Below are 13940 nucleotides of genomic sequence, written 5' to 3'. Positions count from 1 at the left end.
CTTATTAATTTTTAACGTTACTATATCGTTTTAATAACTAATATTACAAATCAACCATTTGTACCATTAGCTTTTCCAACTCACGATAGGCACTACCGAAATCAGAATCATACTGTTGCAGATTTAGAGCAAAGGTGTACTGTTCACCGTTTTTACCAGTGAAATACCCCGCATAGGCTCGAGAGCCGCCAATACTTCCACTTTTGGCCCGTACGTTACCAGCAGCTCGGGTGCCTCTGCCCAGATTCTTAACGGTACCGTTTTTCCCGAGAATAGCAATCGTTGAATAAAAGGCCGCGAAGTACGGCTCTCGGGCTGCATAAGCTAGAATTTCAGTCATGTTATCCAGGGTGAGTACACTCTGGGGAGAGAGACCGCTGCCATCCTTGATACGAAAACCGGGTAATTTCAGTCCTTTGGCTTTCCAGACGTCCTGCAAAGCCCGCACCCCTTCTTCGGTGGTATTACCATAATTGAGAGCGACCCCAACCGTTTTCAGAAAAGCTTCGGCGTATAAATTGATACTCTGAAAGTTACACTCCGTGATTAAGTCTTTCAGTACGGGTGATTGTACGACACTCAGGGTATCCCGTGTAGCCGGTCGGGCATTTGTACGCAGGTAGTCAAACGCCGTTGTGGGCTCCTGACCCGTCATGATTCCGTTTTCTGCCAACAAATCCCGTAGCGACTGGGCCGCGTACAGGCCCGGATGGGCAATGCTGCCGGATACGCCAAATTCCTTCGGACCTTTGGGTACAAATCCATCCAAAAAATACTGCGTCCCCAGCGGTGACGTATAGATATTAACCTGATCACCTGTTTTGGCAGCATCCGTCCGTACCCGGTTGATGAGCGTGTAGCGGGGCAGTGCAGGCTCCGTTCGCAGCAGAGCGGCCGAATCGCCTACCTGACTACCGGGCTTAAATACGGCCCGGAATTTGTTTTCATTCACATTCAATCCGCTCACCCCCGCCCCGTAGTAGTTGCCCAGATCATCCCAGGGCCAACCGCCGGGTATCGTATTTTCGTCGAAAAGCGTACCGTCACCAATAACCTGACCCGTCACGTAGCGGATGCTTTTAGCCTGGAGAGCGGTCATCCAGCTTTTCAGGAGTTCAGAGAGTGTAGGCGTACTTTTAAATCGACCACTGCCCAGCGAGGGATCGCCGGAACCGCGAATCCAGAGGTTTCCCAGCAGGGTATCATTGCGGACGATGCCGTCGGTTTCGAGCGTGGTGGTATACGTGTAGTTTTCATTCAGTACCGCCAGTGCCGTAGCGGTAGTGATAAGCTTCATCGTTGAGGCCGGTGGTACGGACTTGCGATGCTGATAAGCCAGCACGGTTTCACCCGTACGCGTCGACTTGATACAGGCGGATACGAAGCCGTGTTGCATGAAAAAACTGGTTTGGAGTGAATCCAAATGGCGGATGAGAGCATCACGTACAAGCGTATCGGGTTTCTGAGCAAAGGTCTGGGAAGAAAAAAACAGCGATAAAAGCAGAAAATAGATGCGATTCATTGGTGTTTGACAAGGAGTAGGATGCTCAACTTCGTAATTCTTTTGGTAGCTTTGCCTGATTTGCTAGCAACTAACTAAGAAGCCACAGGTGTAGACCGACACGAATGTACACCGCTTTTCCGCCTGAAAACAGGGTACGCCCTATGAAATCTTACCCAAAGATGCTTCAGGCAGCAAGCGGAATTCCTTCTCCGATTTAAAACCCTCCATCCCACCATCGGGACACCGCCCTCTGAGGAGTCAGCGGTGGAAGGTTCGGCAAAAACTGGATCGCTGTGGCTGTATGATGATACGATGAAACTAACTTTTTGGGGTGCAGCCCGGCAGGTGACGGGCAGTATGTATTTACTGGAGCTGGAGGATAATTACCGAATTCTGATTGATTGTGGTACCAATATGGAGCGAAATCTGGAAGAGGAGGAAGAAAATAAGCCCTTGTTCCCCTTTGACGCTTCAAGCCTGAATCTGGTGTTGCTCACCCACGCTCACATCGACCATTCCGGGAATATACCCAATCTATACCGCGACGGCTACGAAGGTCAGGTCTTGTGTACGACCCCTACCTACGAGCTTTCCCGACTGCTGTTAATGGATGCGGCTCACCTGAACCAGAAGAAACTGCAACGGGCCACGGGCGATTCCAACAAAAAGAAGAAACGGATGGCCCGCCTCGAAAAAAAGGGCGATCTGTACCTGGACAAACAGGTCGATGACTCCCTGGAAAACTTCGTTACCATCGCGTTTAATCAGAAATTCCAGGTTACGGACAACCTGTGGCTGACCTTCATTCCGGCAGGTCACCTGCTGGGAGCGGCTCACATCATTCTGGAAACGAAAGAAAAAGGAGAGAAAAAATCGATTTGCTTTTCGGGTGATCTGGGGCGTAAAAATTATCCCCTGCACGTCGAGCCCAGCCCCGTACCGCAGGTGGATTATCTGGTTTGTGAAAGCACCTACGGTAGCCGTTTACACGAAGATAACCGTTCCCCCGAGGAAGCTCTGGCCGATGTGATTCGCCGTACCTGCATCAATATTCCGGGGCGTCTGATTATTCCTGCTTTCTCAGTAGGCCGGACGCAGGCTTTACTCTTTACGCTGAATCGCCTGTATTCCGAGCAGGGTTTTAAACCGATTCGCGTATTTAGCGACAGCCCCTTGGCTCATTCGACGACGAAAGTTTACGATCGTCACAGCAAATTTCTCAATCCCGAATCGCAGGACTTTAAACAAAAGCACGGTCGTCTGTTCGATTTTCAGAACCTGACTTTTATCGAAAGTGAAAAGGCGAGTCGGGCCATCTCCAATCATAACGAACCCTGTATCATTATTTCAGCTTCGGGCATGGTTTCCGGTGGCCGGGTCGAACAACACGTGGCCGCCAACATCGGCAATCCGTACTGTACGATTCTGCTGGTAGGTTACGCCGCCGAAGATACGCTGGGCTGGCGATTGCTGAACGGACAGAATACGCTACGAATCAAGGACAACGAATACGCGGTTCAGGCAAAAATTGAAAAAATTGATGTCTTCAGTGGACACGGTGATCAGCAGGATCTCGTAAATTTTGTCAAACAACAATCGCCGCAGAAACTTAAAAAGATTTTTCTCATTCACGGCGAAGAAACCTCCATGCAAACCTTTGCCAATCGACTTAATGACGAAGGTTTCGACGATGTCCGGATTCCCATGAAAGGAGAGAGTTTCGAATTATAAATCATTTACTAAAGCGGAAAGAACGGCGAGGCATTCGTTACTCAAAATGCTAATTTCCACCGTAACCCCGCTTTTCTTATTACTTTTGTTGTGTTCTAACCTTTGGGTACGTGGCCAATGGCTCACGAATAAGAACTCAGAAACTTGTTTATGCGAACATTACTCGACTTTGAACGGCCCATTGCCGAACTCGAATCCCGAATTGACGAAATGAAACGGCTGGCCGCCGACAAAAACCTTGATGTTTCGGCAGCTACCGCAGTCTTAGAAAACCAGTTAGTAGATCTTAAGAAAGAGACGTTTCGTAACCTGACTCGCTGGCAGCGGGTACAAGTTTCGCGTCACCCCGATCGTCCGTATACGCAAGATTACCTACACCGGATCTGTACGGATTTTATTGAAATCCACGGCGATCGTCAGGTTGCCGATGATAAGGCGATTGTGGGTGGTTTTGCGAATATCGATGGTCACCCCGTCATGATCATTGGTCAGCAGAAAGGCCGTAATACCAAAGAGCGGCAGTACCGCAACTTCGGTATGCCCAACCCCGAAGGCTATCGCAAGGCCCTGCGTCTGATGAAAATGGCAGAAAAATTCAACTGTCCCATCATTACGCTTATTGATACGCCCGGTGCGTTCCCCGGATTGGAAGCGGAAGAACGCGGACAGGGTGAAGCCATTGCCCGTAATCTTCGGGATATGTTCATGTTAACCGTACCCGTCATTTGTATCGTCATTGGCGAAGGAGCTTCCGGTGGAGCCCTGGGTATTGCCATTGGCGATCAGGTACTGATGCTGGAAAATACCTGGTATTCGGTGATCTCTCCGGAATCCTGCTCGTCGATCCTCTGGCGGAGCTGGGATTACAAGGAACAGGCCGCTGAAGCCCTCAAGCTTACCGCAACGGACATGAGTAGCAATGGACTGGTCGATGGAATCATTCCTGAACCCCTCGGCGGTGCTCACCTCGACCACGACCGGATGTCCGAGATTCTCAAAGGAGAAATCATCAACCGACTCATTGCCCTACAGGCTCTTTCACCCGAAGAACGGATCAATCAACGCATTGAGAAATTCTCAAAAATGGGCGTGTTTGTTGAGTAAGTTTTCGCGATCGGTCTACCGTATTTCTGGTACGCCACAGGTAGACCGATCGCTATTCTTCTTCCTATGATCAAAAACCTCATTTTCGATATGGGGAATGTCATCATTGATATTGACGTTCCTCTCACCTATCGGGCGTTTGCCGAACTGGCGGGTATTTCTGAAGAAGAAGCCACGCGTCTGTTTCACGAAAAAGCGTTCTTCCATCAGTTTGAGATTGGAAAAATCAACGAAGCGGATTTTAAAGCGTTGCTTCGTAAAGAATTCAATAGCGACTGGTCGGACGAAACCATCGATACGGCCTGGTGTACGCTGTTGCTCGACATGCCCAAGGCCCGCCTCGATCGCATTCAGGAACTCCGTAAATCGTATCGCGTATTTCTGTTGAGTAATACGAATCCCATTCACGTTCGGGAAATCGTGAAGCGAGCCGCCGCCATGGCCTATGATTTCATGAGTCTCTTTGAAAAACCTTTTCTTTCGTACGAAATGGGTTTCATGAAACCCGATCCGGAATTTTACCGTCACGCCCTCCAGGAAGGGGGTGGTCTTTTGCCGGAAGAAAGTGTATTTATTGACGATAACGCTGATAATATTGAATCAGCTGCAACCGTTGGTATACAAACCATCTGGTTGAATCCGCTCGGCACCGTACTTGATAAATTACTCGATTACTAACCCGCCGGAGCCACATTTCTCGAAAGCCTTGACTGTATGAGCCGTACCCGGCGTCGTTTATATACCCAACTCATTTTATTTGTTCTAACCATTGTGACCACGACGATTGCGGGGGCAGAATGGACGAACGGAACTTCTCTTTTTTACGCCAATCCTCCCTTGACCCTTTCGGACATTCTGGGCGGACTGGCGTTTTCAGTTCCTTTTCTGGCAGTACTGACTGTACATGAATTTGGCCATTATTTCACGGCTCGCCTCAACAAGGTTAAGGTTACACTACCCTACTACATTCCCCTCTGGCTCGGCCCTTTCACTACGATTGGTACCATGGGAGCATTTATCAAGCTCCGTAGCCGGGTGAAGACCAATATTCAGTACTTTGACATCGGCATAGCGGGACCGCTGGCGGGCTTTTTCGTGGCATTGGGTCTGCTTTGGTACGGCTTTACCCACTTACCACCACCGGATTATATCTTTACGGTACATCCTGAGTGGCGGCAGTTCGGCAGTAACTATGCCCAGTATGTGTATACCCCACAAGCCATGGAAGGCCGGGGGGCAGTAGGCCTGGGGGATAATCTTCTCTTTTGGTTTTTCAAGAAATACGTTGCCATTGGTACCGTACCGCACCAGTACGATCTGGTGAATTACCCCTTTTTGTTCGCGGGTTATCTATCGCTGTTTTTTACGGCTCTGAACTTGTTCCCCATCGGTCAGCTCGATGGTGGGCACATTTTGTACGGACTCGTGGGGCGTCGGGTTCACCAGATTATATCCCCGATTATCTTCGTGGGATTTCTGTTCTACGCAGGCCTGGGCTGGTTCCGGTACCAGGATTTTGTGGTGGCCGATACCAATGACTTTCTCATTCAGGCGGGATACCTGCTGGCTTATATCGGCATGTTGTTTCTGGCTCTAAGCCGGATTCACGACGATCGGCTGATCGTCGTTGCCCTGGCTCTGGGTATTGTACTCAGTCAGCTGGTTCTGAGTTATTTCTTTCCGCAACTCGAAGGCTACCGGGGTTTTGTACCCTTTGCTTTCATGCTGGGACGATTCCTGGGTATTCACCATCCACCGGCCGATTACGAAGTGCCTATCGGCCTGCCTCGTCAGATTTTGGGCTGGTTCTCGCTAGCCGTTTTTGTGGTATGTTTCAGTCCACAACCCTTTGTAGTATATTAATAAAAATCCTAGCAAGAGGAAGGATTTTTATTAAATTTCCCGGCAAACGGTCATTATCCAATCAACTGAAAACCGTAAACGCTAAACTGTAAACACGAATGTTTCGTTGGCTCGCCGCAAGCCTTTTTCGTTTATCGGGCTGGAAAATTGCTGGTCCCTCCCCCAAAATATTACCTAAGTTTGTACTCATGGTAGCTCCGCACGCCACCTCTACCGACTTCTTCGTTGGGGTTGGAGCACGGGCCGCCATTGATACCTGGATTTATTATCTGGGGAAAAAAGAGCTGTTCAAACCTGCACCGATCGCCTGGTTTATGAAGGCACTGGGTGGTTATCCCGTGGATCGAGGACGAACCAAAAACTTCGTCGACAGTGTAGTCGATCTGTTTAACAGCAAAAAGGAATTTCGGATTTGCATTACGCCGGAAGGGACTCGGGCTGATGTTACGGAGCTGAAAACGGGCTTTTACTACATGGCCTTGGGAGCGAACGTACCGATTGTATTCTGTGCCTTCGATTATGGTCGGAAACTGGTGTACTTTGACGAACCATTCTGGCCTACGGGCAACTGGGAGCAGGACAAAATCGTCATGGCCCGCTTTTTCGATACGGTACACGGAACGAAAAATCCTGGATACGCAATTATCTGTCTCAGGCCTGATTTTTCAGGTACGCTACCATGCGGCGACCCGCTCGTTCGGAGGCTCCGGTTTCGCCCATTTTTTCGTGTAGATCCTGGTACTGACGCAGCATCTTCTCGCGACTCGTTCCCTGCACAATCTTTTGCAACTCCTGAGCGATCTGTTCGGTCGTTAGGTCGTGCTGAATCAATTCTTTGACGACTTCCTGATTGGCAATCAGATTCACCAGCGAAATATACGGCACGCGAATCAGGCGTTTGGCGATGTGATACGACAATCCGTTGGCCTCGTAGCAGACGACTTCCGGAACGTTAAACAAAGCCGTTTCCAGCGTCGCCGTACCCGAAGTAACCAGAGCCGCGTGAGCAACGGTCAGTAAATCGTAGGACGCATTGGTTACGAACGATACGTCCGATACGGAAGTTTCGTACAGCGTCTCGGACAAGTTGGAAACCTTCGCTACTACAAATTGATAGTCGGGAAACTGACTTCGTACCGATAACATTTTGGGCAACATCCGGCGTACCTCCTCTACCCGACTGCCCGGCAATAAGGCAATGATCGGACGGGAATCGAGCTGGTTCTTAGTTCGGAAATCCGGATCGGGCGTAAACGAATCAATGGCATCCAACAGCGGGTTGCCCACGTAATCGACCTCGTAATCGAACTTCCGAAAAAAGTCCACTTCGAACGGAAAAATACAAAACATGCGATCCACTACCCGCTTGATCTTCAGTGCTCGCTTCTGATTCCAGGCCCATACTTTCGGGGAAATGTAGTAGAACGTCCGGATGCCGTGCTGTTTGGCAAAAGTCGCCATTCGCAGGTTGAATCCGGCGTAATCAATGAGAATCAGAACATCGGGTTGAAAGGCCAGAATCTGGGCCTTGCATTCCTTCATCTGCCGCCGGATCGTACTCAGATTTTTGGCCACCTCCCAAAAACCCATAAACGCTGAATCGCGGTAATGATGTAGTAATTCGGCTCCGGCTGCCTCCATATCTTCCCCACCCCAGCATTGGATAATCGCCGACGCATCGTGCTGACGAATGCCCTTAATCAGGTTTGATCCGTGTAAATCACCCGAGCGTTCGCCGGCAATGAGGAAGTACTTCATTTAGTTGACAGTTTTCAATTTCTAGTTTTCAGTTTGGAACTTACCGTTTTCAGTAAAACTACGTACTCACTATTGAATGGAATTGGCCCATTACAGTAGCTAAATTACTGAAAACGGTAAACTGCAAATTGAAAACTAGTTTTACCCGAAATACTCTACAAAATTCTTGGGTGTTTCGATGAGTTTCAGGCTGTGGAGCTGGCTGCGGCCCTGCGTGAATTCTGCGACGACGGGAGCCAGAATCTTCCAGATTTCCATGATGAATACTTCGCAGGTCGGAATTTTATCCTTCAGAAAATCTACTTCCAGATTCAGATTCCGGTGATCGACCCGCTCGACAATTTGCTCTTTAACAATCTTGCCCAGCTGTTTCATGTCCATCACAAAACCAGTATCCGGATGCGGTATGCCTTTGACCGTTACAATCAATTCGAAGTTATGCCCGTGATAGTACGGATTGGCACAGGGGCCGAATACTTCAAAGTTCTGTTCGTCGCTCCAACTCGGATTATAAACCCGGTGAGCCGCGTTAAAATGTTCTACTCTTGATACGTATACCATCGTTCAGTGTGTTCTAAAGCCTCGTTTCTATCCGTCACGGTGGGAACGACCTAGCACCGCTGAAAATAGACCGCAAAGGTACGCTTTTCTCAACGGATTTAATACGTAACCTCTTTTAATGATTCCACAGGACGGATTTCGTAGGTTTATACGTCAGCCAAGGTTAAATTTTGATGTTCATTTATAGGATACGTACTATTTTATCTTTTCATATACCGATACGCATTGCAGATATTATTAGATAAATACAATTTATTCATTAAATCTTGACTAGGTTTTCGTAGGGAGTCCTCCTACCTTTGTTTCCTTATATTTTACGCATCAGAAATCTCTCCATACCCTGCGAGTATCTATGATTATTGTTACCGGAGCTGCTGGCTTTATTGGAAGTAATCTTATCCAAAGGCTAAATCAGGATAAATTCAACTTTATCATCGCCGTTGATGATTTCTCGGATCCTGTCAAACGCAAAAATCTGGAAAATAAACAGATTCAGGAGTACGTTGATCGGGAGCATTTCTTCGACTGGCTCGATCAGAATTATCATGAAGTAGAGTTTATTTTTCATATTGGTGCCCGCACGGATACCACGGAATTTAACTACGAGATTTTTGATCATCTCAACGTTAATTATTCCAAGCAAATCTGGCGTAAATGCGTAGCTACCAAATTCCTTTGGTATACGCTTCGTCGGCCGCTACCTACGGACTGGGTGAATTAGGCTACGAGGACAACGAAACGTTAATCCCTCAGCTTAAGCCTCTTAACCCCTACGGAGATTCTAAAAATCAATTTGATATCTGGGCGTTAGAGCAGGAAGAAAAACCCTTCTTCTGGGCGGGTTTGAAATTCTTCAACGTATACGGCCCTAACGAGTATCACAAAGGCCGCATGGCTTCGGTGATTATGCACGCTCACCGGCAGATTAAAGCTACGGGACAGATGAAGCTTTTCCGTTCGCATAACCCTGAGTTCAAGGATGGCGAACAAATGCGGGATTTTGTGTACGTGAAAGATGTAGTAGAAGTTTGCCTCTTTCTGATGTACAGCCGCAAGCATTCGGGGATTTACAACCTCGGTAGTGGAAAAGCCCGTACCTTCCTGGATCTGGTGACGAACACGTTCAAAGCCATGAACCTGGAACCCCAGATTGATTTCATCGATACGCCCATCGACATTCGCGATACGTACCAGTACTTCACGGAAGCAGCCATGAGTAAACTTCGTTCCATTGGTTATGAAAAGCCCTTCCACACGCTGGAAGAAGGCGTTGCCGATTACGTAGGGAATTATCTGGTGAGCGAACGTTACGTATAAAACGACTCAATACTTTTAAGTCGACGCCTGGAGAACTTTCTTCAGGCGTTATTTTATAGAGGTTTACAAAAACTTAATACTCCGATTGAACGACGGCGGTTCGATTACTCAACGTCTGATTTATTTTTGCGGTATGAACTATGATCTGATCCCTTCTCCCTGTTTTGTACTGGAAGAAGCCAAATTAAAGCGTAACCTGGAGTTGCTTCGCTACGTGCAGCAGCAGGCCGGGGTAGAAATCATTTGTGCCCTGAAAGGCTTTTCGATGTTTAGTACGTTCCCGATGCTTCGGAATTATCTCGCCGGAGCTACGGCCAGTAGTATCAACGAAGCCCGGCTTATCAACGAGGAATGGGGAACGAAGGCTCACTCCTACGTACCCGCCATTCGGGAAGATGAGATTGAAGAACTAATTGAACGATCTACGCATTTGACCTTTAATTCCTGGCGTCAATTCGAAAAATTCGGCAAACAGGCGGCGGCAGCTGGCGTATCGGTAGGTATTCGCATCAATCCGCAGTACTCGGAAGTCACCACGGATTTGTACAATCCCTGCGTGCCGGGTTCGCGTTTGGGCGTCATTCGGGCCGTATTCCCCGATCAGCTGCCAGCTGAAATTGAAGGGCTACACTTCCATACCCTTTGCGAGAACGATTCGCATACGCTGGAGCGGACGCTCGTACACGTCGAGCAACGGTTCGGTGATTTACTTCAGCAGGTCAAATGGATCAATATGGGCGGTGGTCACCTGATTACGCGGGCCGATTACGATCCGGAGCATTTGATTTCGGTCTTAAAAGCATTTAAAGCCAAGTTCCCACATCTGAAGATTATCATGGAGCCGGGTTCGGCCGTGGGCTGGCAAACGGGCGTACTGGTTTCAACCGTACTCGATGTAGTGGATGCTCAGGGAATCAATGTGGCCATGCTGGATACGTCCTTTTCGGCTCACATGCCCGACACCCTGGAAATGCCCTACAAACCGCGGATCATCGGGGCTCATCAGGACCCCGTGGCCGGTAAACCTACCTACCGCATGGGTGGCAGTACCTGTCTGGCCGGTGATTACATGGGCGATTACAGTTTCGACGCGGATTTGCAGGAAGGCGACACGATCGTTTTCGACGATATGATTCACTACACCATGGTGAAAACGACGACCTTCAACGGCGTGAATTTACCCAGCATTGGTATCTGGAAAGAGGACGGCACCTTTGAACTCGTTCGCAGCTACGGCTACGAAAGCTATAAGGACCGACTTTCCTAATCATAAAAAAGGGGCTTAAGAGCCCCTTTTTTATTGGATTCGAATGAACCACAGCGAACAGCCTTCCTGACAAATTGGATCGAGCCGTAAGGTATCATTTCGCACCCGATAGCCGTGCCGGTTCCCGCCGTATTGTGCACTCGTATCAGCGGGTGATCGATGAAGGTAGAGGTATTCACGGTTGATAGTATAGCTACGAACCGACGCGTAATTTCTCAATTCAACGCCCGTAGCTACCACGGTGGAATCCTTTTGAAAGCGTAAGGTCTGGGGAGGATTCAGTGGAATTTTGTGGGTGAAGAATTCTCCATTCCAATCTCCTCGTTCAACCAGCAACCACTTTCCTACAAGACCTTCTCCAGTTGCTCGTTCGATTCCTTCCAGTGGGTCTTTCCGGCAGGCCGTTGCCAGGATCAGCAGGGTTATTGCGAGTACGTAGGTTTTCATAGCTTCCTGATTAAATAATTTATCGAATGCGTACGTAAGCCGTATGGCAGCCCTCCACACAAGGCGGTATAATCCATAGCGTATCCGGACTGAGTTTATAGGCAAATTTGTAAGACTGCTTATTCGTCAGTATCAGATGGGAATCATCCATCGAAAATTTTTGGGAAGGCACATTCCCTAAATTCAGCACGTTCTCATTGCGAGTAAACTCAATGATCTCTGCCGTATCGGCTGCTACGGGCACCGTATACAGGCGATCGCCCGGTGAATAGCTGTACTCAAACAACCGCCATTTCCCGTAGATTCTTGCGTCGTATGCCTGCTCTTTTTCACAACCCATCAGGAGTGTGACCAATGCTAGTATTCCAATCTTTTTCATGAGTCATTCATTTTGTACAAGACCCCCTTCGTGAAAAGATCGTTGGAATGTTGTCGGATGAACTGGTATTTTTCTAGGATAGCTAAACAAAAAATGCCAGCTTCCGCTGGCATTTTTCAAACCTTTATACTGCACAAGTACGTTTATCCTACTTTTTCCACCACCAGGTTATGGTTCGTGTAAATACAGATGTCAGCGGCAATGTGCAGACTTTCGCGTACCATTTCTTCAGCTGATAAATTGGTCGCGTGTTTCTTCAATGCAATGGCTGCTGCCTGAGCAAAGTTGGAGCCGGAACCGATGGCAGCAATACCATTTTCGGGTTCCAGTACATCACCCGTACCGGAGATGATGAGAATCTCCTCCGAATTAGCAACGATCAGCATGGCTTCCAGCTTTCGGAGGTAGCGATCCGTACGCCAATCCTTCGCCAGCTCAATGGCGGCCCGCTTCATATTCTGACCGTAGGCGTTGAGCTTTTCCTCAAAGCGTTCAATCAGAGTGAATGCATCGGCCGTACTACCCGCGAATCCAGCGACAATTTTTCCGCCCGACAATTTCCGGATTTTTCGAACGTTGGCTTTAGCTACCGTATTTCCCATGGTAGCCTGCCCATCAGCACCCACTACCACTTCGCCATTATGTACGACGCCCAGTACGGTTGTCGAGTGAATTTCTGCTTCTTTCATTGCTTATTCATGGTTAAAAAAGCGGCCCCGAATCCAAATCCGGGGCCGCTTTATGCGATAGTTGACTGTTTCAAGTTTTCCGTTTGCAGGTATGATCGACTGCAACTGTTGCTAGCAATAGCTCCTAACTGAAAACGGAAAACCCTAAACTGAAAACTCATTATACCAGCATCCGCATCGGATCTTCGAGGAGTTGCTTGAACGTTTGCAGGAAGGCTGCTCCCGTTGCTCCGTCAACCGATCGGTGATCGCAGGCTAGCGTTACTTTCATGATGTTAGTAGCGTAGAACTCACCGGCATCATTCACCGCTACGGTTTTCTTGATTCCGCCTACGGCCAGAATACAGGAGTCCGGAGAGTTAATGATCGGATTGAATTCTTCAACGCCGAACATGCCCAGGTTCGAGATACTGAAGGTAGAACCTTCCATATCTTTCGGCTGAAGCTTTTTGTTTTTGGCTTTTCCGGCGTAGTCTTTCACTTCGGTAGAAATCGTCGAAAGCGTTTTCTGATCGGAGTTGCGGATTACAGGTACCACCAGACCGTCTTCCACTGCTACCGCTACACCAATGTTGATGTACTTGTACCGACGGATTTTATCGCCCAGCCAGGAAGCATTCACAGCGGGGTGCTCCCGCAGAGCCAGAGCCGCGGCCTTGATGGTAAAGTCATTGAATGAAATTTTCGCGGGCGATATTTCATTCAACTGCGAACGCAGCTTGATGGCTTTGTCCATCGTGATTTCCATCGTCAGATAGAAGTGCGGAGCCGTGTACAGCGACTCAGACAGACGACGGGCGATGGTTTTACGCATCGACGAGACGGGCAGGTCTTCGTACTCACCCGCGGGCTCAGGAACCGCTACGGGTTTCTGTGGCTGAGCGGCCGGTTGGGCCGGTGCCGCCGCCGGAGCTGCTGCAGCTGGAGCCGAAGCTTCTTTCGCCGCTGGCGTAAAGGTATCGAGGTCTTTCTTCACGATGCGTCCGTTTTCACCGGAACCCGTTACGTCAGAAAGGTTGATGCCTTTGTCTTTGGCAATGGATTTAGCTAACGGAGAGGCTTTGATACGGCCTTCGGCATCGCTGGATTGCGTTGCATCAGCCGCCTGTTCTTTCGAATCCTCAGCCGGAGCTTCGGCTTTGGTTTCTTCAGCCGCGGGAGCCGTTCCATTTTCAGCGTCGAGAATAGCCTGATAGTTGGCTCCTTCTTCGCCTACAATCGCAATGATCTGGTTGACTTTCGCCGCCTGACCTGCTTCCACGCCTACGTACAACAGCGTACCGTCTTCGTAGTTTTCCAGTTCCATCGTGGCTTTATCGG

Annotated in this window: 12 protein-coding genes and 2 pseudogenes; 7 read left to right on the top strand and 7 right to left on the bottom strand. The window is 48.8% G+C overall.

Going from position 1 to position 13940, the window contains the following annotated elements; genetic code table 11:
• Positions 1–43: 43 nt before the first annotated feature.
• Entirely contained in the window at positions 44–1522 is a 1479-nt protein-coding gene (gene dacB / locus BWI93_RS11035; RefSeq protein WP_094811215.1) for a D-alanyl-D-alanine carboxypeptidase/D-alanyl-D-alanine-endopeptidase, read from the bottom strand.
• Positions 1523–1816: 294 nt separating this feature from the next.
• Between dacB and BWI93_RS11030 the strand changes: the two genes are divergently transcribed.
• The 5 genes and pseudogenes from BWI93_RS11030 to BWI93_RS28705 form a co-directional block, all read left to right on the top strand.
• Positions 1817–3235, top strand: coding sequence for an MBL fold metallo-hydrolase RNA specificity domain-containing protein (locus BWI93_RS11030; RefSeq protein ID WP_094811261.1), 1419 nt, complete (start codon positions 1817–1819; stop codon positions 3233–3235).
• Between the two features lie 150 nt (positions 3236–3385).
• Positions 3386–4339, top strand: a complete 954-nt coding sequence (locus tag BWI93_RS11025) for an acetyl-CoA carboxylase carboxyltransferase subunit alpha (protein WP_094811213.1) — start codon at positions 3386–3388, stop codon at positions 4337–4339.
• A 66-nt stretch (positions 4340–4405) separates the two neighbouring features.
• Positions 4406–5017, top strand: a complete 612-nt coding sequence (locus BWI93_RS11020) for an HAD family phosphatase (RefSeq protein ID WP_094811211.1) — start codon at positions 4406–4408, stop codon at positions 5015–5017.
• Positions 5018–5053: 36 nt separating this feature from the next.
• Positions 5054–6202: a site-2 protease family protein gene (locus BWI93_RS11015; protein WP_094811209.1), complete on the top strand. Its 1149-nt coding sequence runs from the start codon at positions 5054–5056 to the stop codon at positions 6200–6202.
• 98 nt (positions 6203–6300) lie between these two features.
• A pseudogene (locus BWI93_RS28705) lies at positions 6301–6654 on the top strand (1-acyl-sn-glycerol-3-phosphate acyltransferase); the annotation flags it as partial.
• Positions 6655–6853: 199 nt separating this feature from the next.
• Here BWI93_RS28705 and lpxB read toward each other — a convergent pair.
• Entirely contained in the window at positions 6854–7960 is a 1107-nt protein-coding gene (gene lpxB, locus BWI93_RS11005; protein WP_094811207.1) for a lipid-A-disaccharide synthase, read from the bottom strand.
• 141 nt (positions 7961–8101) lie between these two features.
• Complete coding sequence (locus BWI93_RS11000; RefSeq protein WP_094811205.1) at positions 8102–8521, bottom strand: 6-carboxytetrahydropterin synthase; 420 nt, start codon at positions 8519–8521, stop codon at positions 8102–8104.
• 352 nt (positions 8522–8873) lie between these two features.
• Between BWI93_RS11000 and rfaD the strand changes: the two are divergent.
• Both rfaD and nspC read left to right on the top strand, forming a co-directional pair.
• Positions 8874–9838 (top strand): annotated as a pseudogene (gene rfaD, locus BWI93_RS10995) (ADP-glyceromanno-heptose 6-epimerase).
• A gap of 133 nt (positions 9839–9971) precedes the next feature.
• Positions 9972–11105 (top strand): carboxynorspermidine decarboxylase, encoded by a 1134-nt coding sequence (nspC, locus tag BWI93_RS10990; RefSeq protein ID WP_094811259.1) that lies wholly within the window; start codon positions 9972–9974, stop codon positions 11103–11105.
• A gap of 30 nt (positions 11106–11135) precedes the next feature.
• Here nspC and BWI93_RS10985 read toward each other — a convergent pair whose 3' ends face one another.
• From BWI93_RS10985 to BWI93_RS10970, 4 genes are all read right to left on the bottom strand, one after another.
• A complete protein-coding gene (locus BWI93_RS10985; protein ID WP_094811203.1) occupies positions 11136–11552 on the bottom strand; it encodes a hypothetical protein in 417 nt (138 codons plus the stop codon).
• 19 nt (positions 11553–11571) lie between these two features.
• The gene (locus BWI93_RS10980; protein WP_141217432.1) at positions 11572–11931 is read right to left on the bottom strand and encodes a hypothetical protein; all 360 of its coding nucleotides are present in this window, start codon (positions 11929–11931) and stop codon (positions 11572–11574) included.
• A gap of 143 nt (positions 11932–12074) precedes the next feature.
• Positions 12075–12620 (bottom strand): ATP-dependent protease subunit HslV, encoded by a 546-nt coding sequence (gene hslV / locus BWI93_RS10975; protein ID WP_094811199.1) that lies wholly within the window; start codon positions 12618–12620, stop codon positions 12075–12077.
• A gap of 160 nt (positions 12621–12780) precedes the next feature.
• On the bottom strand, positions 12781–13940 hold a 1160-nt coding region (locus BWI93_RS10970), incomplete at its 5' end, for a dihydrolipoamide acetyltransferase family protein (RefSeq protein ID WP_141217431.1).

Source organism: Siphonobacter sp. BAB-5385 (assembly GCF_002261125.1).
GTDB lineage: Bacteria > Bacteroidota > Bacteroidia > Cytophagales > Spirosomataceae > Siphonobacter.
The sequence above is the reverse complement of the archived record's forward strand: the minus strand, read 5'-3'. Positions and strand labels throughout refer to the sequence as shown.

Excerpts from the sequence above, each read along its gene's own strand:
- dacB (WP_094811215.1), bottom strand. The coding sequence starts at position 1,522 with ATGAATCGCATCTATTTTCTGCTTTTATCGCTGTTTTTTTCTTCCCAG.
- BWI93_RS11030 (WP_094811261.1), top strand. The coding sequence starts at position 1,817 with ATGAAACTAACTTTTTGGGGTGCAGCCCGGCAGGTGACGGGCAGTATG.
- BWI93_RS11025 (WP_094811213.1), top strand. The coding sequence starts at position 3,386 with ATGCGAACATTACTCGACTTTGAACGGCCCATTGCCGAACTCGAATCC.
- BWI93_RS11020 (WP_094811211.1), top strand. The coding sequence starts at position 4,406 with ATGATCAAAAACCTCATTTTCGATATGGGGAATGTCATCATTGATATT.
- BWI93_RS11015 (WP_094811209.1), top strand. The coding sequence starts at position 5,054 with ATGAGCCGTACCCGGCGTCGTTTATATACCCAACTCATTTTATTTGTT.
- lpxB (WP_094811207.1), bottom strand. The coding sequence starts at position 7,960 with ATGAAGTACTTCCTCATTGCCGGCGAACGCTCGGGTGATTTACACGGA.
- BWI93_RS11000 (WP_094811205.1), bottom strand. The coding sequence starts at position 8,521 with ATGGTATACGTATCAAGAGTAGAACATTTTAACGCGGCTCACCGGGTT.
- nspC (WP_094811259.1), top strand. The coding sequence starts at position 9,972 with ATGAACTATGATCTGATCCCTTCTCCCTGTTTTGTACTGGAAGAAGCC.
- BWI93_RS10985 (WP_094811203.1), bottom strand. The coding sequence starts at position 11,552 with ATGAAAACCTACGTACTCGCAATAACCCTGCTGATCCTGGCAACGGCC.
- BWI93_RS10980 (WP_141217432.1), bottom strand. The coding sequence starts at position 11,931 with ATGAAAAAGATTGGAATACTAGCATTGGTCACACTCCTGATGGGTTGT.
- hslV (WP_094811199.1), bottom strand. The coding sequence starts at position 12,620 with ATGAAAGAAGCAGAAATTCACTCGACAACCGTACTGGGCGTCGTACAT.